This window comes from Nocardiopsis sp. iso_25, assembly GCF_056173305.1.
This window is the reverse complement of record NZ_CM149667.1, coordinates 507,584-526,490: the sequence shown is the minus strand read 5'-3', so window position 1 is coordinate 526,490 and position 18,907 is coordinate 507,584. Positions and strand designations below refer to the sequence as shown.

The 18,907-nt window shown below is 73.1% G+C and carries 16 protein-coding genes and 1 tRNA gene; 4 read left to right on the top strand and 13 right to left on the bottom strand.

Annotated features, from left to right (window positions below):
* Positions 1 to 228 precede the first annotated feature (228 nt).
* The 4 genes from hpt to dacB all read right to left on the bottom strand — a co-directional run bounded on the left by hpt (position 229) and on the right by dacB (position 4,553).
* Positions 229 to 783, bottom strand: coding sequence for a hypoxanthine phosphoribosyltransferase (gene hpt, locus AC0VX6_RS02390; RefSeq protein ID WP_274976024.1), 555 nt, complete (start codon positions 781 to 783; stop codon positions 229 to 231).
* Positions 784 to 921: 138 nt separating this feature from the next.
* The gene (tilS, locus tag AC0VX6_RS02385) at positions 922 to 1,926 is read right to left on the bottom strand and encodes a tRNA lysidine(34) synthetase TilS (RefSeq protein ID WP_274976023.1); all 1,005 of its coding nucleotides are present in this window, start codon (positions 1,924 to 1,926) and stop codon (positions 922 to 924) included.
* On the bottom strand, positions 1,923 to 3,005 hold the full coding sequence (locus AC0VX6_RS02380; protein WP_212644627.1) for a zinc-dependent metalloprotease: 1,083 nt from the start codon (positions 3,003 to 3,005) through the stop codon (positions 1,923 to 1,925). The genes tilS and AC0VX6_RS02380 overlap by 4 nt, the downstream gene beginning before the upstream one ends.
* Positions 3,006 to 3,185: 180 nt before the next feature.
* Positions 3,186 to 4,553, bottom strand: coding sequence for a D-alanyl-D-alanine carboxypeptidase/D-alanyl-D-alanine endopeptidase (gene dacB / locus AC0VX6_RS02375; RefSeq protein WP_475467312.1), 1,368 nt, complete (start codon positions 4,551 to 4,553; stop codon positions 3,186 to 3,188).
* Positions 4,554 to 4,639: 86 nt separating this feature from the next.
* On the opposite strand from dacB, the gene AC0VX6_RS02370 reads away from it, so the two are divergent.
* On the top strand, positions 4,640 to 5,167 hold the full coding sequence (locus AC0VX6_RS02370; RefSeq protein WP_013155954.1) for an inorganic diphosphatase: 528 nt from the start codon (positions 4,640 to 4,642) through the stop codon (positions 5,165 to 5,167).
* A 421-nt stretch (positions 5,168 to 5,588) separates the two neighbouring features.
* On the opposite strand, the gene AC0VX6_RS02365 is transcribed toward AC0VX6_RS02370, so the two are convergent.
* Entirely contained in the window at positions 5,589 to 6,182 is a 594-nt protein-coding gene (locus AC0VX6_RS02365) for an RNA polymerase sigma factor (protein ID WP_475467311.1), read from the bottom strand.
* Between the two features lie 100 nt (positions 6,183 to 6,282).
* Positions 6,283 to 6,519 carry a hypothetical protein gene (locus tag AC0VX6_RS02360; protein ID WP_274976020.1) on the bottom strand — a complete coding sequence of 79 codons (237 nt, stop codon included), beginning with the start codon at positions 6,517 to 6,519 and terminating at the stop codon, positions 6,283 to 6,285.
* 546 nt (positions 6,520 to 7,065) lie between these two features.
* On the opposite strand from AC0VX6_RS02360, the gene AC0VX6_RS02355 reads away from it, so the two are divergent.
* On the top strand, positions 7,066 to 7,653 hold the full coding sequence (locus AC0VX6_RS02355) for a cupin domain-containing protein (protein WP_274976019.1): 588 nt from the start codon (positions 7,066 to 7,068) through the stop codon (positions 7,651 to 7,653).
* Positions 7,654 to 7,675: 22 nt separating this feature from the next.
* On the opposite strand, the gene AC0VX6_RS02350 is transcribed toward AC0VX6_RS02355, so the two are convergent.
* Positions 7,676 to 8,065, bottom strand: coding sequence for a hypothetical protein (locus AC0VX6_RS02350; protein ID WP_274976018.1), 390 nt, complete (start codon positions 8,063 to 8,065; stop codon positions 7,676 to 7,678).
* A 37-nt stretch (positions 8,066 to 8,102) separates the two neighbouring features.
* Positions 8,103 to 8,321: a hypothetical protein gene (locus AC0VX6_RS02345; protein WP_019610471.1), complete on the bottom strand. Its 219-nt coding sequence runs from the start codon at positions 8,319 to 8,321 to the stop codon at positions 8,103 to 8,105.
* Between the two features lie 169 nt (positions 8,322 to 8,490).
* On the opposite strand from AC0VX6_RS02345, the gene AC0VX6_RS02340 reads away from it, so the two are divergent.
* Complete coding sequence (locus AC0VX6_RS02340) at positions 8,491 to 9,324, top strand: exonuclease domain-containing protein (RefSeq protein ID WP_475467310.1); 834 nt, start codon at positions 8,491 to 8,493, stop codon at positions 9,322 to 9,324.
* Positions 9,325 to 9,396: 72 nt separating this feature from the next.
* Entirely contained in the window at positions 9,397 to 9,552 is a 156-nt protein-coding gene (locus AC0VX6_RS02335) for a hypothetical protein (RefSeq protein ID WP_026338560.1), read from the top strand.
* A gap of 173 nt (positions 9,553 to 9,725) precedes the next feature.
* Here AC0VX6_RS02335 and AC0VX6_RS02330 read toward each other — a convergent pair.
* The 5 genes from AC0VX6_RS02330 to topA all read right to left on the bottom strand — a co-directional run bounded on the left by AC0VX6_RS02330 (position 9,726) and on the right by topA (position 18,357).
* Positions 9,726 to 9,801 (bottom strand) — tRNA-Thr (locus tag AC0VX6_RS02330).
* 95 nt (positions 9,802 to 9,896) lie between these two features.
* Entirely contained in the window at positions 9,897 to 11,420 is a 1,524-nt protein-coding gene (locus tag AC0VX6_RS02325; RefSeq protein ID WP_475467309.1) for an alpha/beta hydrolase, read from the bottom strand.
* 288 nt (positions 11,421 to 11,708) lie between these two features.
* A complete protein-coding gene (locus AC0VX6_RS02320) occupies positions 11,709 to 12,881 on the bottom strand; it encodes a DNA polymerase III subunit delta' (protein WP_274976015.1) in 1,173 nt (390 codons plus the stop codon).
* 225 nt (positions 12,882 to 13,106) lie between these two features.
* On the bottom strand, positions 13,107 to 15,230 hold the full coding sequence (gene tmk, locus AC0VX6_RS02315; RefSeq protein ID WP_475467308.1) for a dTMP kinase: 2,124 nt from the start codon (positions 15,228 to 15,230) through the stop codon (positions 13,107 to 13,109).
* 280 nt (positions 15,231 to 15,510) lie between these two features.
* Positions 15,511 to 18,357 (bottom strand): type I DNA topoisomerase, encoded by a 2,847-nt coding sequence (gene topA / locus AC0VX6_RS02310; protein ID WP_475467307.1) that lies wholly within the window; start codon positions 18,355 to 18,357, stop codon positions 15,511 to 15,513.
* Positions 18,358 to 18,907: the final 550 nt, after the last annotated feature.

The window sequence follows — 18,907 nt, the reverse complement described above, 5'->3', positions numbered from 1 at the left end:
GAGTTTCCGAAGCAGGACCTATCGGACACGTGGTTCCCCGGAACATCGCCGGGATATTCGACGGTACACCTCGCCCCCGAGGGCGGGCACGCCCGCACGGACGACCGGACGGGAACCGTCATGAAAGCAACGACGACACCCCACCGCGTTGTTCCCGTGGCACTCCCCACAGCCTCCGTACGGGTCCTGTGCGAGCCCGTACGGAGTCCGCGGCGGGCCGGGCGCGCCCTACTTCTCGTAGACGTGCGGGGCGAGGGTGCCGATGAAGGGCAGGTTGCGGTACTTCTCCGCGTAGTCGAGGCCGTAGCCGACGATGAACTCGTTGGGCAGGTCGAAGCCGACGTACTCCACGTGCAGGTCCACGTCGAAGGCCAGCGGCTTGCGGACCATCGTGCAGACCTCCACCGAGCGGGGCCCGCGCGACTTCAGGTTGCCGATCAGCCACGACAGGGTCAGACCGGAGTCGATGACGTCCTCGACGATGAGGACGTCGCGGTCCTTGATGTCGGTCTCCAGGTCCTTGAGGATGCGGACCACACCGGAGGATGTGGTCCCGGCCCCGTAGGAGGAGACCGCCATCCAGTCCATCGAGACCGGGGTGTGCAGGACCCGGGCGAGGTCGGCCATCACCATCACCGCGCCCTTGAGCACACCGACGATGAGCAGGTCCTTGCCCGCGTAGTCGGCGTCGATGCGCGCGCCGATCTCCTCCAGGCGGGCCTTGATCTCTTCCTCGGTGACCAGGACCTTCTCCAGGTCCCGGCCCATGTCTTTGGCGTCCACGCTGATGTCCTCGCTGCTGGGTTCCCCGTTTGCGGCAACCAGGATAAACGTGCCGAACACGGCGGCGGAGCCGGAGCGGCCCGCCCTCCCCCGCGGCGGCGCGTCGCGGAGGGCGGACACGCCGGGCGCAGCCGGACCTCAGCCCTCGAAACGGACACGGCCCGCGACACGGCGGCCCCGGACGCCCCCGGGCAGGTCGATGTGGGCCTGACCACGCCACTCGGTGACCAGCCGGTCCAGTTCGCGCACGTGCCGGGCGGTCAGCGCGCCGGCCGGACAGCCCGCGGCGAGCGCGGCGCGGCGCAGCACCCGGGTGCGCAGGGACTCGGGGGCCCGCTCCAGCGGCGCCACGGCCAGCACGGGCCCGACCGGGCGCGCGTCCCGCCCGCCCCCGCCGCCCGGGTCGGACGCCTCCTCGAACAGGCCGTCGGAGAGCAGGTCCAGGGTGTCGGCGTCCGCGCGCAGCATGCCGGCGGTGCGGGCGAGCGCGGCGGCGATCCCCGGGCCCAGCGCGCGCTCCAGGGCGGGCAGCGCCTCGTGGCGCACGCGCGACCGGGCGAAGCGGGGGTCGAGGTTGTGCGGGTCCTCCCACGCGTCCAGGCCCATCCGGGCGCAGGCCTCGCGCACGGTGGCCCGGTCCAGGTCCAGCAGGGGGCGCAGGCGGTGTCCGGCGCGCGGCGCCATGCCCGCCAGCGAGCGGGCCCCGGAGCCGCGGGCCAGGCCGAGCAGGACCGTCTCGGCCTGGTCGTCGAGGGTGTGGCCGAGCAGCACCACGGCGGGGGCTCGGTCGGCGACCGCGCCGTCCAGCGCCTCGTAGCGGGCGCGCCGGGCCGACGCCTCGGGCCCGCCCGGCCCGGTCACCCGCACCGTCCGGACCAGGACGGGGTCGAGCCCGAGCCCGGCAAGGACCTTGGCCACCTCTTCGGCGCGCCGGTCCGAGCCCTCCTGGAGCCCGTGGTCGACGGTCACCGCCCCCGCGGCCCGGCCGACGCGGGGGGCCTCGAAGGCCACCGCGCCGGCCAGCGCCAGGGAGTCGGCACCGCCACTGCACGCCACGAGCGCCGTGGCGTCGGCGGGCAGGTCGCGCAGCACCCGCCGGACCGCCGAGCGCACGGCGGCGACGGCGGGGTGCGGACCGCTCACTCGTTGACGGCGGCCGGGCGCACGACCCGGTCGACCCAGGCGGTGGGGTTGCGGATCTCCGCCAGGGTGGGCAGGGTCTCGGGCGAGGTCCACACCCGGTTGAACTCGGTCATGCCGACCTCGCCCACCACGGCGCGGACGAAGGCGGCGCCCTCCTCGTACTGACGCATCTTCATGTCCATGCCCAGCAGCTGACGCATGATCCGGTCGATCGGGTTGGCGGACTCGCGGCGCTTCTGGAAGCGGGCGCGGATGGTGGCGACACTGGGCACCACCTCGGGGCCGACGGCGTCCATGACGAAGTCGCCGTGCCCCTCGGCCAGGCTCATGACCGCGGTGACCCGGTCCATGATCTCGCTCTGCTCGGGGCTCTGGATGGCGGTGATGAGGTTGCTCTCGCCCCCGCCCCGGACGGCGTCGGCGACGGCCTCGCCCGCGGCGCGCAGCCTGCCGATGAGGTCGCCCGCGTTCATCTCCGACGACAGGAGCAGCTCCTGCATGAGCTCCTGGACGTGGCCGCGCAGCCACGGCGTGGCCGTGAACTGCATGCGGTGGGTCTCCTCGTGCAGGCACACCCACAGGCGGAAGTCCCGGGGGTCGACGTCCATCTCGCGTTCGGCGTTGACGATGTTGGGCGCCACCAGGGTCAGACGGCCGGTCGGCAGGGTGCCGTCGGGGTCGGGCGGCAGGAAGAGCTCGTACTGGCCGAGGACCTTCCCCGCCAGGTAGGAGAGCACCGCTCCGAGCTGCACCCCGGTGATCCGGGAGCCGACCGCGCTGGTCAGGTTCCCGGCCGGGCTGTTGTTGAGCCGGTCGGCGCCCATCTGTTCGAGTACGGGTTCGATGACCACTCGGAACCCGTCGACATTGGCTCGGATCCAGCCGGGGCGGTCCACGATGACCGCGGGGCCCGCTGGTTCGAGGGGGTTCATCCCGGTGAATTCGCGCACGTGTCCGGCCGCCACGGTGGAGAGCTCCCGCAACTGCGCGACGGCCTGCCGCGCGTCGGACAGGTCCACCTGCGGGCCCGGGCGCACGAGGCGGACACCGGTGTTCACGGCTACGTCCCAGTCGATCACAGTCACACCGCCAGCCTACCCACGAGGCGCGGGACGGCACGGGGATCAGGGTGGGAATTCCGGGTACCGCCCGGGATGACCCTGAGGACGGCCGATTTCCCCGGTTCCTCCGGTGTCACCGGGCGGTTGCGCGCGGCCGCCGGGCCGCGCGGCCGGGGGCGCGCCCGCGTGGTGATCCGGTCAGGAGCAGCCGCACTGGCTGAGGGCGGCGGCCAGGGGGTCCAGCCGGGAGCCGACGGCGGCGGGGTGGTTGGCCATGAAGGCGAACAGGAACACGTTGCCCTCCTGGTCGTGGATGGTCCCGGCCAGGGTGCTCACCCCGTTCAGGGTGCCGGTCTTGCCGCGCACCAGCCCCGCGCCCTCGTGCGCCGTGGAGTGGACCGAGTAGCGGCCCCCGCTGGCCAGGGTGCCCGTGGAGTTGGCCGTGGGCAGCCCGGTGACCGCGGCGTTGAGGTCGGGGCGGTCACCGCTCGCGGCCAGCCGCAGCAGCTCCACCAGGGCCCGGGACGTGATCCTGTTCTCGGTGCTCAGGCCGCTGTTGTCCGAAAGCTGGACGCCCTCCACACCCAGGCTGTCCATCACCTGGTGGGTGGCCGCGGCGGCGCCGTCGAAGGAGGGCTCCCCGCCCAGGGCGATCGCGGTGACCCTCCCCAGCGCCTCGGCCATGTTGTTGTCGCTGGCCAGCATCATGTGCTCGACCAGGGCCGACATCGGGGGCGAGTCGACGCTGGCGACGGGCTCCCCGGAGGCCCGCTCCTCGGTGGGGGAGCCCTCGACCGTGATCCCCGCCTCCTCCAGCTGTCCGGCGAAGGCCTCGGCCGCGAACAGGGGCGGGTCCGGCACGCGCGACCCGTAGCCGCTGGCCTCGGTGGAGAACCTCCCGGAGTCGATCATCAGCGCGTGCACCGTGGCGGTGCTGCCCTCGGTGACGTAGTTGGGCTTCCAGCCGGGGCCGGTGTCCGGGCCGGTGAACAGCGAGTCGTCGTAGCCGAGGGAGACCGTGTCGACACCCTCCGCGCCCAGGGCCCGCGCAGTGCGCTCGGCCAGCTCCTCCAGGGTCGCTACCTGCGGGTAAGCTGCGGAGTCGGCGGTCGTGGTCAGGGTGACGTCGCCCTCTCCGCGCAGCACCACGCGGTCCTGTCCGGGCACCAGGTAGGCCTCGGTGCTCAGCACGTGGTCGGGTCCGACGGTGTCCAGAACGGCGACGGCCGTGGCGATCTTCGTGGTCGAGGCCGGGGTCACGGGGGCGTCCGGGTCCAGCTCGAAGAGCGTCTCACCGGTGGCGGCGTCCACGACGAAACCGGAGAGGCCCTCCTCGATCCCGGAATCCGACATGGGATCATCGAGGATGTCCGCGATCCGTTCCGGGGCCGCCGGAGTCGAGGCCGCGGGTTGCGCCGCCGCCACGCCCTCGGCGTCCGTGACGGGGTTGGGCGCCGCGGGAAGGGGACGCGCCCCGATCACGTCGAGGGCGACAAACCCGGCGATCAGCACGAATATGTTGAGCAGGGCCAGCGCGAGGAGCGCCTCGCCTCGTACCCGTCGCACTCGGGGGCACCTGCCCTTCCTTCGGTGTAGCGGCCTGACGTTGTAGTTATACGGCGACATTAGTCGCATTGGGAGCCGAGATCAGCATGGAATTCGACGTTACGATCGAGATCCCCAAGGGGGAGCGCAACAAGTACGAGGTGGACCACGAGACCGGTCGTATCCGTCTCGACCGCATGCTGTTCACCTCCACGACCTACCCCGCCGACTACGGGTTCGTCGAGGGGACCCTCGGCGAGGACGGCGACCCCCTGGACGCCCTCGTTCTGCTCAAGGCCCCGACGTTCCCGGGCTGCCTGATCCGGGCCCGCGCCATCGGCATGTTCCGCATGCGCGACGAGGCGGGGGGCGACGACAAGCTGCTCTGCGTCCCCGCGACGGACCCGCGCCAGGAGCACCTGCGTGACATTCACCACGTGAACGAGTTCGAGCGCCTGGAGATCGAGCACTTCTTCACGGTCTACAAGGACCTGGAGCCGGGCAAGTCCGTGGAGGGCGCCACCTGGGTCGGCCGCCACGAGGCCGAGCAGGAGATCGTGGCCTCGGTCAAGCGCGCCGAGGAGGCGGGCGTGCACGGCGACGCCTCGCACATCTCCGAGGTCAAGGAAAGCTAGTCAGTGCTCTTCGGGGCCTCCGCTTCGCTGCGGCCCGCCCGTCGCCCGCCACCGCCCGCCGGGGGCGCTTCGCGGCGAGGCGGGCTGCCACCCCCAACGGACGCGAAGCGCGGCTTTTCCCTTGTTCGGGCGCCCGGAGAACGGGAATCGGGTTGAAGCAGGCACAGTGGCGCCTCCGGTGAGACGGCTCGTGCCCACCCGTCGCCCACCACCACCCTCAACGGGCGCCTACGGCGCAGTCCTGCTTGCAGCCTCACCTCCGGCACCTCCAGAACCCCGTGGGCACCCGAACAACCCCCCAGAGCAGAAGCCCCGTCCACAGCGGCAGGCCCAGTCGCTCGCGAGCACACGTGTCACGGCGTCGCCGCGACGGCCCGGCGGAGGACTCCCCGTCGGGCCGCGCCGTGTCCGGGCGGTGTCCTCAGCGCTGGCTGCGCGAGGCGACCGCCCCGGGGCCCGGGAAGGGCTCGTGCGCGGAGTCCGTGGTGAGCACGTAGCCCGCCAGCACGATCAGCAGCAGGGCGCACAGCAGCGCCAGCGCGACGGGCAGCAGGGAGGCCAGGCCGCGGGTCAGGAGCGGGTCGCCCGGCGGTTTGGGGAAGCCCTCGCGGTCGAAGCGGTCGGCGCGCACGGCCACGTGCGTGCGGTAGCCGTCGAGTTCGGGTCCGACCATGCCGTTGAGCACCCGCGTCGGGACCAGCGCGGTGTTCTCCGGCAGCCCCGGCTCGGCCGGGGCCCCGGCCCGCGAACCGTTGGCCCGGTGGCGGGCGCACTCGGCCTCGGCGAGCGCGTGCAGCCACTCCCCCAGCCGGTCGGCGTCGGCGAGGCGCCCGATGTGCGCGCGGGCGACGATCAGCGTGTCCCTGAGCACCACGTGCGCGGCGTCGCGGTCGCGCAGGACCAGGATGCAGCGCCGGTACAGCTCCGCTCCGTACGCGTCGAGAAGCCTGGCGTAGGCGTCCTCCGGCGGAGTACGGCCGGAGCGCAGGGCGTGGAGAAGATCCCGGTCCGTCATAGACCAAGAATCTACGCCGCGCGCGGCACGGTGCTCACCGCTTTGTCGAAAGAGCGTCCGGCGGCATGGCGCGGGCGGGCCCCGGGGCCGCGCGGGCGGCTCAGCCCTCCTCCGGGGGTCGGCGCGGGTCCGGACCCCGGGGGGAGCCCGGCGGCGGCGCGGCCGGTCCCGCGGTGCGGGCGCGCAGCCACAGCAGCACGAAGGTGAGCGCGGTCAGAACGGCGACGAGCAGGGCCTCCCCCGGTCCGAGGAAGCCGAGCGCCATCACCCAGGCGGCCGCGACGACCAGCGCGCGCACCAGGACACGCGCCCACAGTCCCGGCGCCTCGGTGCTCAACTGCGCCTTCCGGGGACGGATGCCATAACGGCCGCTCCTGTCACTACGGCTGGGGGATGGAGCCTTTTCCGGCGGTGGCCGCACACCGTACTCGGGTTCCACATGTCACCACCACGGAGCGCCGCCCGCAACACGCCCCGCGAACGCCGGGGTGAGGGGGACGACACGCGCGGCCACCGCACCGTCGCTTGACTCCTCCCGGCCTTTGCTGGTCTCCTTACACCCATGTATCCGCGCACGCGCACCGACGCCATGGCTCGTACGGCCCCCGGGGCCTCCTGCCACCTGGCCCGTGCGGCGTGTCCGTGTTGTCGTCGCTGAGTCGTAGCCGAGGCGTCCTCGTACGCCGCCGACCGACCGCGTGCCCCTCCGCGCACCCCAGTCCATCGTGGACGCCGGGCGCTGGGCACCTCCCAGCAGGGTGATCTCCGTCTCCGCGTGAACCCGCGGGGCCGTTCCCCCTGCCGCCCCGGCGCACCGGGGCTTCCAGACGACATCCGCGCGCTCCCGTTCCCGGGACGCGCACACGTGAAGGATCCTCTCACGATGCCCCAGCGCACTCTCTCCGGCACTGCCGTACTCCCCGTTCCCCACAACGTCGCCGCACCGGCCGCCGCCGCACCGGCCCCGTCGTCCGCGCCCTCCCCCGGGAGCGCACCCGTCTCCCTGGAGGGGATCGGCGACGTGGTGGACGCCGGACGCCGCTCCGGCTATGCCCACCTGGGCGAGCGCCGCATGCCGACCCTGGGCCGCCTGGTGGCCGCCGCCCGGGCCGCCGCCGCCTCCCTGAGCGGGCCCGCGCTGCGGCCGTCCCGGCGGGGGCGCTGGCAGCCCGCCCCCCGCGCGGCCCGGCGCCGGGCTGGCGGCAGGCTCCGCGTGACCGCGGTGGCCCTCGAACCCAACAGCTTCGTGTCCGGTCCCGCCCCGCACCCGTCCCGACGGCACGGCATGGAGGTGTTGTACCTGGTCAGCGGGCGCGCCCACCTGATCGCCTCCGCCGCGGACGGGCAGATGCGCTCGGCGTCGGAGCTGTCCGCCGGCCGGGCCCGGGTCGTGGGCTCGGCCGGGGGCGGCGGCCACCACCTCGTGAACACCGGCGACGAGGTGGCCGTGGTGGTCCGGGTGACCGCCTGAACTGGCGCACGGGCACACGACCTCACTCATCGCCGCCCCGTTCGGCCGACGCCGCGCGCAGGGCGGCGTCGACCGCCTCGACCGACCTGAGGACGGCGGCCATGCGCTGTCCCTCCGCGAGGTAGGCGTTCATGACCTGGTCGAGGGCGTGCGGCGGCATGTGGTCGCGCAGGTCGACCCGGGCGGTCCGGTAGCCCTCCCGGGCGGCCTCCAGCGCCGAGGAGACGTACTGGTGGGCCAGCCGGGAAAGGGCGACCGGATGGCGCCGCAGGACGCCGTGCAACCGGTAGTCGGCGGGCACGTGGTCGAACAGCCACACCAGGGCCGTCTGCTCGAAGGAGTCCGCCCCGGGCGGGTGGACGCTCGCGGGCCAGTCCGGCGTCAGCGACTGATCGGGCATGCCTCCGATCATACCCGCTGTTCGAAAACCTGTTCGATGCGGCCAGGGGTCAGTCCACGGTCCCGGAGGATCCGGGCGCCCCGCCCTCGGCGGACTCGCGTCTCTCCATCTCCACGCGGATGGCCTGCTCCGCGGCGTCCACGGCGGCACGCGCGGTGATGGCGTTCGTGTGCGCCCGGTCCAGCTCCTCCAGGAGGATGCAGTCGAAGGAGACGCGGGCGTCGTGGATGGCTGCTTCGAGTTGACGTGATGCCTCTTCCAGACTCATGTCCCTCTTCCTTCCCCAGAAGTCGGCACTTGCACATCAAGGGCCCCAGGCGTCTCCAGCCGTAGTGCGCGCGGCACGCTCCCCAGGCGGACTGTCCCCGCGCCGTTCTACGATGTTCACGAATCGCCGCTGTTCACGGCGGTGCCGACCATCCGGCCGAGAGGATCCCATGCGCAACCGCTATCCCGGGACATGCACCGACTGCCAGTCCTCCGTCGGCGCCGGGGAGGGTGTCGTCGTCAAGGAGGGCGGCCGGTGGCGCACCTACTGCGCGGAGCACGAGCCGCGCCCCACCCCTCCCGTCCGGGGCGGCCACCCCGGCTGGCACACCACTCCCCTGCTGGGGTTCGACACCGAGACCTCCTCCCGCGACCCCGACACCGCCTTCCTCGTCTCGGCCGCGCTGGTGGACCGCGGGGGCAAGGCCCGCACCTGGCTGGTGGACCCGGGCCCCCGGGAGATCCCGGCGGACGCCGTCGCCATCCACGGCATCAGCACGGAGCGGGCCCGGGCCGAGGGCCGTCCAGCCGGGGAGTGCCTGGAGGAGATCGGCCAGGCCCTGGCCGACCAGCTCTCCTCCGGTCAGGGGCTGGTGGTCTTCAACGCCCCCTACGACCTGCGGGTGCTCTCCGGGGAGATGCGGCGGCACGGGCTGACGACCCTCGCCGAACGCCTGAGCGGCCCCCCTGCGCCCGTGGTGGACCCGCTGGTGATCGACCGGGGCGTGGAGCCCTACCGCAGGGGCAAGCGCAACCTGGGCGCCATGTGCGAGTACTACGGCGTGGAGCTCACCGACGCCCACACCGCGTCCGCCGACGCCTCGGCGGCGCTGGCCCTGGCCGAGGAGATCGGCGCCAGGCACCCCGAACTCGCCGCCGTCAGCCTGGCCGAGCTGCACCAGAGCCAGGTCGACTGGTCCCTGGCCTTCGCCCGCAACCGCCAGGAGTGGCTGGACCGCAGCAAACCCGGCCACGGAACCGTGGTGGACGGCACCTGGCCCTGACGGGCCGGTCCGCGTGTGCGGTCGGGCACGGAAGCGGGTAGGTCCCGAAGCGACGCGATCTTGGGGGACGACATGGTCTACTTCATCCTGGTGCTGCTGGCGGTCTGGCTCATCCTCGCCATCCTGGGCATGGTCATCAAGGGCCTGCTCTGGCTCGCCGTCATCGGCGCCGTCCTGTTCGTGGCCACCGCCGTGTGGGGCTGGTTCCAGAACCGGCAGCGCGTCTGAGGGCCGCGCGGGCCCGGGCCGGACGACGGCCCGCGGCCCGCGGGAGGACCCGGGCCCGTCCGGGCGATCGCGGAGGGCCGACGCCGTGGGCGGCCTGCCCGCCGAACAGGCACCTGGTCACCCGATCGGCCACCAACGCGAAACGCCACCCCGGACCGGGGTGGCGTTTCGGCTGGAGCCGCCTGTCGGAATCGAACCGACGACCTATTCATTACGAGTGAATCGCTCTGCCGACTGAGCTAAGGCGGCGCGCCGCCGCGTGTTCCACGCGGCGATGCGGTCACCATTCTAGCCCCTCGGCGGAGTGCCGGGGACACGGCGGCCAGCTCACCCGGCCGCCGGTCTCAGGCGCAGGCCATGCCGTCCTCGGGCACGGTGAGGTCGACCAGATAGGCGTCCACGATCCCGTCGATGCACTGGTCGCCCATCCGGTAGCCGGTGTGTCCGTCGCCGTCGCGGGTCACCAGGAAGCCCGAGGCGAGCTGCTCGGCGAGCGCCTCGGACCACGCGTAGGGGGTGGCCGAGTCCCGGGTGGTGCCCAGCACCATGACGGGCGCGGCGCCGTCCCCGTCCAGCTCCACGGGCGGGTCGACCGCCTCCTCCGGCCAGTACGCGCAGGGCAGGGCGCCCCACGCCAGGCCGGGGCCGAAGATCGGCGACTCCTCACCGGCCTGGGCCGCGGCCTCGGCGTAGGCCTCCACGTCGCGCGGGCTGGGCGAGTCGGAGCAGTTCACCGCGATGAGCGCGGCGGTGGAGTTGACGTAGGCGTCCGTGTCACTGCGGCTGTAGAGGTCGTCGGCGAGCTGGAGCAGGAGGGTGCCGTCGCCCTCGGCGCCGGCGGTGAGGGCCTCGCGCACGCGCGGCCACCAGTCCTCGGTGTAGAGCGCGGCGAGCACGCCCAGTTCGGCGCGGGCGCGGTTGACCTCGCGGTCGTCCATGCTGTTGGACAGGGGGTTCTCGGCGGTGTCGGCCAGGAAGGCGGTCAGCTCCCCGATGCCGTCGTCCACGCTGTCGCCGGGGCCGCCGAGCGGGCAGTCCGACCGGCTCAGGCAGTCCTCCACGAAGGCCCGCAGGGCGGTCTCGAACCCGGTCGCCTGCTGCACGCTGAGGTCGAGCTGACCCTGGCTGGGGTCCACGGCGCCGTCGAGCACCAGGGCGCGGACGCGGTCGGGGAACTGCTCGGCGTAGTGGGCGCCGATGCTGGTGCCGTAGGAGGCGCCCAGGTAGGTGAGCTTCTCGTCGCCGAGCAGGGCGCGCAGCAGGTCCATGTCGCGGGCGACGTCGGCGGTGCCCACGTGCCGCATCAGCTCGGGGTGGTTGGCCTGGCAGGCCTCGACGAAGCCGCGGCTGTCCTCCTCCAGCTCGGTCAGCTCGGCCGCGGAGACCTCGGACATGTCGCCGTCGCCCTCGACGCTGTCCACCCCGCCGAGGAACTCGTCGATACCCTCGGCGTCCAGACAGGTCAGCGGTGAGCTGCGGCCGACACCGCGCGGGTCGAACCCGACCACGTCGAACCTCTCGCGCACCGCGTCGCTGACCGTGTGGGGGGCGTGGTCCACGAAGTCGTACCCGGAGCCGCCGGGCCCGCCGGGGTTGACGAGCAGGGAGCCGAGGACGTCACCGCCCTCGGAGGGGAGGCGCTTGACCGCGATCTCGATGCGCTCGCCGTCCGGGTCCTCGTAGTCGAGGGGAACCTCGTAGGTGGCGCACTCGGTGCCGGGCCCTCCGCTCTCGCACTCGCCCCAGGCCAGCTCCTGGTCGGTGAAGGCCGCCAGGTCCCCGGAGGGTCCGGGCGCGGCGCTTCCCTCCCTCTGCTGGTCGCCCTGCGCCGTGCACGCCGTCGCCAGCAGCACGGACCCGGTGAGCACGGCCGCCCACGGTCCCCGAACCCTCGTCGCCAACGGTGCCCTGCCCTCTCGTCACGTCCGACCGCGACCGACGTGTCGTCGGCGCCGATCCATTCTCCACGACCGGCGCGGCCCGCACCGGTCGAACTCGCGTTTCTCCCCCCGCCGGGGCGGTGTCCCGTCCCCGGCACCGGGCCGCCGCACCGTCCCGTGACGGGTTCGCCCGGAGGGCCGCGCCCGCCGCGAGACCGCCGGAACGGCGCCCGGGGCGGCGGCCCCGCCCGCGGGCGGGGCCCGCACGGCGGTCGCCTATCCGGCCAGGAGGGCGGAGGTCATGGCCTCCATGGCGATCTGGGGGTGCACGTTCGCGGCGATGCGCTCGCGGCACTCCATGATGGCGTCGATCCTGCGCAGCGTGGACTCCGGTGTGCTGGAGCGGGCGACGCGCTCCAGGTCGCCGGAGCGCTCGACCGTGGACAGTTCCACCCTCGCGCCCAGCTGGAGGGTGAGCGCGTCCCGGTAGAACGCGACCAGGTCGAGCAGGGCGCGGTCGTAGGAGTCGCGCTTGATGCGGGTGGCGCGGCGCTTCTGCCGCTCCTCCAGGTCCTTCATCGCGCCCGCGGAGCCGCGCATCGCCTTGGCCACGCCCTTGCCCGTGGAGCCCTCGCCGAACGCGGCCCGCAGCTCCTCCCTCTCCTTCTCGTCGAGCGCCGTGGTGAGGGCCTTGGACTCCTCCTCGGCGATCTCGTAGAGCCGGGCGGCGGAGGTGACGCACGCGCCGAGCCCGTCGAGCCGGGCGGGGATGGACAGCACCTCCTCCCGGCGTCTGCGCGCCTCGGGGTCGGTGGCCAGCTGCCGGGCCCGGTCGATCCGCCCGGAGGCGGCGACCGCCGCCGCGCGGGCGGTCTCGGCGTCGATCCCGTCGCGCTGGACGAGGGCGTCCACCAGCTCCGGGGTGCCGGGCGTGGCCAGGGTGACCATGCGGCAGCGCGAGCGGATGGTGACGAGCAGGTCGTCGGGGGTGGGGGTGCACAGGAGCCACACCGTGCGCGGAGAGGGCTCCTCCACCGCCTTGAGCAGGGCGTTGGAGGCGGCCTCGGTGGCGCGGTCGGCGTCCTCGAACAGCACGATCCGGAACCGCCCGCCGGAGGGCTTGGAGCCCGCGCGCAGCACGAGGTCGCGGGTGGCGGCCACACCGAAGCTCAGCCCGCTGGGCCGCACGTACAGCACGTCGGGGTGGGTCCCGGCGAGGGTCTGGTGGCAGGAGCCGCAGTGCCCGCAGCCGCCGTCCGGGCACTGGAGGGCGGCTGCGAAGGCCCGGGCGGCCTCCGACCGGCCCGATCCGGGCGGCCCGGTGAACAGCCAGGCGTGGGTCATCCCCGTGCCCCGTCCGCCGGAGACGAGGTCGGCGGCCCCGGCGACGGCCCGCTGGAGCTGGCCCACCGTGGACCGCTGGCCGATGAGGTCGTCGAAGACCGTCATGCTTCCCTCCCACCGCTGGTGCTTCGGTCTTCAGGATAGGAGCCGGCGCCGACGTCCGGGCCGTTGTCCACAGGCCGGCCTCCCCCCGTCGGAGCGCCGGGAGCGCTCCGCCTCGCCCGGGCGGGGCCCCTACGAGCGGGCCCCGCCCGGACACGGACGAGGGCCCCCTCCCCCGGACGGGGGCAGGGAGCCCTCGGTGCGTCGGACGGCCCGGCCGCCCCGGCCTCAGCCCTGTCCGACCTCGTCGTTCCTGATCACCGGGATCATGCCGGTGACGGCCTCGGAGCTGCTCGGGACCGGGTCGGGCAGGAGGGAGCGCACCCGGCGCTGGATCTCGCGGGTGATCCTGTCCTGCGGCTCGCGGGCGTCGAGCACCAGGTAGCGCTCGGGCGCGGCCCGGGCCAGCTCCAGGAAGCCCCGGCGGACCCGGTCGTGGAACTCCGCCGGCTCGCCCTCGATGCGGTCGGCCGGGCCGCCCAGGCGGGACAGGCCGTCCTCGGGCCGCACGTCGAGCAGCACCGTCAGGTCCGGGACCAGGTCCTGCGTGGCCCAGTCGCTGATCCGGCGGATCTCGTCCGAGGACAGGTCGCGCCCCGAACCCTGGTAGGCCAGCAGGGAGTCCACGTAGCGGTCGCTGATGACGACCGCGCCGCGCCGCAGGGCGGGCAGGATCTCCTGCTGGACGTGGTCGGCCTTGTCGGCCGCGTAGAGCAGCACCTCGGCGCGCGGGGTGATGTGCGAGTTCTCCCGGTCCAGGAGCAGGCCGCGCAGGCGCATGCCGAGCTTGGTCGCGCCCGGCTGGCGGGTCCCGACCACCTCGAAGCCCTGGTCGCGCAGCCACACCGTCAGCTCGCGCACCTGGGTGGACTTGCCCGCGCCCTCGCCGCCCTCGACGACGATGAACGCGCCCGCGGGCTTGGACTCCTCGTCCTCCTCCGGCGCGATCGCGACGCCGCGCAGCGCCGCGAACAGCTCCGGGAGCAGGCCGGGACCGGCCTCGGGGTCGTCCCGGCGGTTCATCCGCCGGTAGCAGACCAGTGCCACGACCAGGACGGCCAGGCCGGAGAGCATGAGGACGAGGCCGCTGCCGCGCAGGTCGTAGCTCAGCGGGCCGACCGGGATCCGGTAACTGCCGATGAGCCCGGCGACCAGCGGGGCGAGCACGGCGGCGCCGACCAGGGTGAGGCGGGCGGCGCCGTGCAGGAAGGCGAAGGCGGAGCCCCGGTGCTCGTCCTCCACGTCGCGGTCGAACACCGCCAGGCCGATCACGCAGGCGATGCCCGCGCCCACGCCGAGCAGCGCGGTGAGCACTGCGGTGAGCACCATGTCGGCGACGGCCCCGGCGAACAGCAGGGCCAGCCCGGCGAGGGCGATGCTCAGGCCGAACAGCCGACTGCGGCTGAACTGCTTGAGGACGCGCGGCCCGGCGACCATGCCCAGGGCCGTGCCCGCGAAGACCGCGGCGAAGACCACGCCGAAACCGGCGTTGCCCGCGCCCAGGCCCTCGACGTGCACGCGGCCGACACCGATGACCACGCCCCCGGCGGCGATGACGCAGAGCATGCCCGGAACCAGGCCGCGCACGCGGGGCGTGCCGCCCGCGTGGCGCCGACCGGTCCCCAGCGCGCGCAGGATGCCGCTGTCGCGGGTGTCGCTCTCCGCGTCCTTGGAGGGCTTGTGCCTGGGGATCGGCAGCCCGGCGACGACGACCGCCGCGACGAGGAAGGTGAGGCCGTTGAGGTAGAGGGCGACGTCGGCCTCGGGGCTGGCCATGGAGGGCAGCAGCGCACCGAGCACGTTGCTGACCGAGGCGAGCGCGGCGAACAGCAGCGCCGCGACGGGCGCGGTGCCGTAGGCGGTGAGCAGGCTCAGCCGGTTGGCCTGCCCCAGCAGCTTGCGGGGCACCAGGTTGGGGACCGTGGCGTCCTTGGCCGGGGTCCAGAACAGGGCGACGACCTCGGCCAGGAGGGTGGCGATGAGCAGCCACTCCAGGGCGAAGCCCGGGAAGAGGAGGCCCACGACGGGGATGGAGACGTACAGCACGCCGCGCAGGACGTCGCCGACCACCATCGTCCACCTGCGGTCGAGGCGGTCGGCGACCGCCCCGACCAGGGGGCTGAACAGGATCGACGGGACGAGCTTGATCGCCACGACGCCGCTGACGGCCAGGTACTGGACGAGCTGGGATCCGTCGGCGGTGAAGACGGTCGCCAGGGACACCAGTGCCAGCAGGCTGAGCCAGTCGCCCAGGCTGGAGAGGGAGAGAGAGATCCACAGCCTTCGGAAGGGTGTGATCGCAAGAACGTTGCGCGCCTCGGCCGGCGCTCCCAGGGGTGCAGATCTGCTCATAGCGCTCAAGATTATCGGTGAGGGGGAGAGGGAACGGCGGGTCACGGACCCGCCTCAGAATCGTTGGATAGCTCCGGGGAACGCGCACGTTTCCGTGTCCCCGTGAGTCCTGCCAAGCGTAGTACGGAAGACTGCTCCCGCACAGGGGTGAGGGTGCGCCCACCCGGGGTGAACACGCGGGAGACCGCCCACCCGGACACCCCCGTCGGGGGTGTCCGGGTGAGCCTACGCGTGCCGGGGCCCGGGAGACGAATCCCGGCCGCTCCGCCGCGCCCCGCGCCTATTCCTCCGGGGCGGCGGAGCCGGAGGAGCCGGTCGTCCTCCTGGCCGACGACTTCCCGGCGGACGTCGTGGAGGTGGACGCCTTCTTCGTCGCAGTGCCCGTCTTCTTGGCCGCCGTGCCGGTCTTCTTCGCGGGCGCCTTCTTCGCGGCGGGCTTCTTGGCCGCGGGCTTCTTGGCGGGCGCCTTGGCGCGGCGCTCGGCCAGCAGCTCGGCGGCCCGCTGGTCGGTGATCGACTCCACCTCGTCGCCCTTGCGCAGGGAGGCGTTGACCTCCCCGTCGGTGACGTAGGGGCCGAACCGGCCGTCCTTGATCACCATCTTGGCGCCCGAGGCCGGGTCCTCGCCCAGCTCGCGCAGCGGCGGGGCGGCGGCGCGGCGGCCGCGCTGCTTGGGCTGGGCGAACAGCGCCGCGGCCTGCTCCAGGGTGACCGTGAACATCTGCTCCTCGGTCTCCAGGGAGCGGCTGTCGGTGCCCTTCTTGATGTAGGGGCCGAACCGGCCGTTCTGCGCGGTGACGTCCTCGCCGTCGATCTGGCCGACCACGCGCGGCAGCGACAGCAGGCGCAGCGCGTCCTCCAGGGTGACGGTGTCCAGGCTCATCGACTTGAGCAGCGAGCTGGTGCGCGGCTTGACCTTGGCCTTGGCCCTGGTCTTCTTGCCCTCCTCGGCCTCCTGAGGCTCCTCGATCACCTCGGTGACGTAGGGGCCGAACCGCCCGGTCTTGGCCACGACGACGCGGCCGGTCTCGGGGTCGGTGCCCAGCTCCCGGTCACCGCTGGGCTGGGCGAACAGCTCCTCGGCCTTGTCGACGGTCAGCTCGTCCGGCGCCAGGTCCTCGGGCACGTTCACCCGCACACCTTCCCGGTCCAGGTAGGGGCCGTAGCGCCCCACCCGCAGCACGATGTCGGTGCCGGGCAGCGGCAGGGAGCTGATCTCCTTGGGGTCGATGTCGGAGAGGTTGTCGTTGACCAGCTCCTTGAGCCCGGTCTCACGCTGGCCCTCGGTGTCCTCGCCGCCGAAGTAGAAGCGGCGCAGCCACGGCAGGCTCTCGGCCTCTCCCCGGGCGATGTCGTCGAGCACGTCCTCCAGGCGCGCGGTGAACTCGTAGTCCACCAGGTTGCCGAAGTGGCGCTCCAGCAGCTGCACCACGGCGAAGGCCAGGAAGGACGGCACCAGGGCCGTGCCCTTCTTGAACACGTAGCCGCGGTCCAGGATGGTGCCGATGATCGAGGCGTAGGTGGAGGGGCGGCCGATCTCGCGCTCCTCCAGCTCCTTGACCAGCGTGGCCTCGGTGTAGCGCGCGGGCGGCCGGGTGCTGTGCCCCTCGGCCTCCAGGTTCTGGGCCTTGAGCGGGTCGCCCTCCGACATCGCGGGCAGGCGGCGCTCGCGGTCGTCCAGGTCGGCGGCCGGGTCGTCGGAGCCCTCCACGTAGGCCTTGAGGAACCCGTGGAAGGTGATGATCTTGCCGGTCGCGCTGAACTCGGCGACCTCGCCGTCGGAGGAGGTGCCCTCGATGCGCACGGTGACGGACTCGCCGACCGCGTCCTTCATCTGGGAGGCGACGGTGCGCTTCCAGACCAGCTCGTAGAGCCGGAACTCGGGGCCGGACAGGCCGGTCTGGGCGGGCGTGCGGAAGGTGTCGCCGGACGGGCGGATCGCCTCGTGCGCCTCCTGGGCGTTCTTGACCTTCTTGGCGTACACGCGCGGCTTGTCGGGCAGGTAGTCGCCGCCGTAGAGGCTGCGCACCTGGGAGCGGGCGGCCTTGACCGCGCTGTCCGACAACGTGGTGCTGTCGGTACGCATGTAGGTGATGTAGCCGTTCTCGTACAGCCGCTGGGCGACCTGCATGGTCTGCTTGGCCGACAGGCCGAGCTTGCGGGAGGCCTCCTGCTGGAGGGTGGTGGTGCGGAACGGCGCGTAGGGCGAGCGGCGGTAGGGCTTGCGCTCCACCGAGGAGACCGAGAACCCGGCGCCGCCCAGCCGCTCGGCGAGGCCGCGCGCCGCCGCCTCGTCCAGCTGGCGGACGGGGCGGTCCGAGCGCAGCGTGCCCTGCGGGGTGAAGTCGCGGCCCGCGGCGACGCGGGTGCCGTCCACGGAGACGAGGGCGGCGGGGAAGGTGGCGGGGCCTTCGGCGACACCGGCCTCCGTGGCGTCGAAGAGGGCCTTGAGGTCCCAGTACTCGGCGGAGGTGAACGCCATGCGCTCGCGCTCGCGCTCGACCACCAGGCGGGTGGCCACGGACTGCACGCGGCCAGCCGAGAGCTTGGGCATGACCTTCTTCCACAGCACGGGGGAGACCTCGTAGCCGTAGAGGCGGTCCAGGATGCGCCGGGTCTCCTGCGCGTTGACCAGGCGGGTGTTCAGGTCGCGGGTGTTGAGGGCCGCGCGCTGGATGGCGTCCTTGGTGATCTCGTTGAACACCATGCGGCGGACGGGGATGCGCGGCTTGAGCTCCTCCAGCAGGTGCCAGGCGATCGCCTCGCCCTCGCGGTCCTCATCCGTGGCGAGGAGGAGTTCGTCGGCGTCGGCCATGAGCTCCTTGAGCTTCTTGACGTGCGCCTTCTTGTCGGTGTTGACCACGTAGAGCGGCTCGAAGTCGCCGTCGACGTCCACCCCGAGCCGGGCCCACGCCTGCCCCTTGTACTTGGCGGGGATCTCGGCGGCCTTGTTGGGCATGTCGCGGATGTGGCCGATGCTGGACTCCACGACGTAGCCGCGCCCCAGATAACCGGCGATGGTCTTCGCCTTGGCCGGTGACTCGACGATGACGAGGGCGGTGCCCGCCCCCTGTCGTCCGCTGTCCTTCGAGCCGTTCTTGCCGGCGCTGCCCTTCGTGGGTGGCACGCTCTTCCCCTACGTCTAGCCCTACGTGATCTTTCCGGCCGCGGTCTGTCGGAAGCCCCTGGGAACCGACAGTAACCGAAACTCCAGGCGCTCCCCCCGTCGGTGGGCGGAAGGGACTGCGCCCTCCGCGGGTGAGGGCCCCGTCGCTCTGGGTGGACACCCGGTCCACGCCCACCGGCACCCGCAGAATAAGCGCTTCCCGAACCGGTACCGGTCCGTAGCGTACGTGAGCCGCCCCGGCAACGTGGGCCGGTTGGCCAGCACCGCCTCTGACGAGCACCCATAACGGCCCCCACGAGTGACTTCAGACACACTTGGTGGTGGTGGAGTGCCTGCTTTCCCCAGAATGCGGCGAGTCCTCCCGGATATTCCCGGGAGGACTCGGCTCGCGTCACGGGCTGACGGCCAGCTCCTCCGCGCTCCCGCAGTCCACCGCGTTCCTCACGGAACGGGAGTGCGGAGGCGGGTCGTCGTGGCCCGTCGACGCGTACGGCACGCGTTGTGCCGGTCCGGGATCGCGCTCCGTGTCCGACGCCGCCCTGTGGGATAC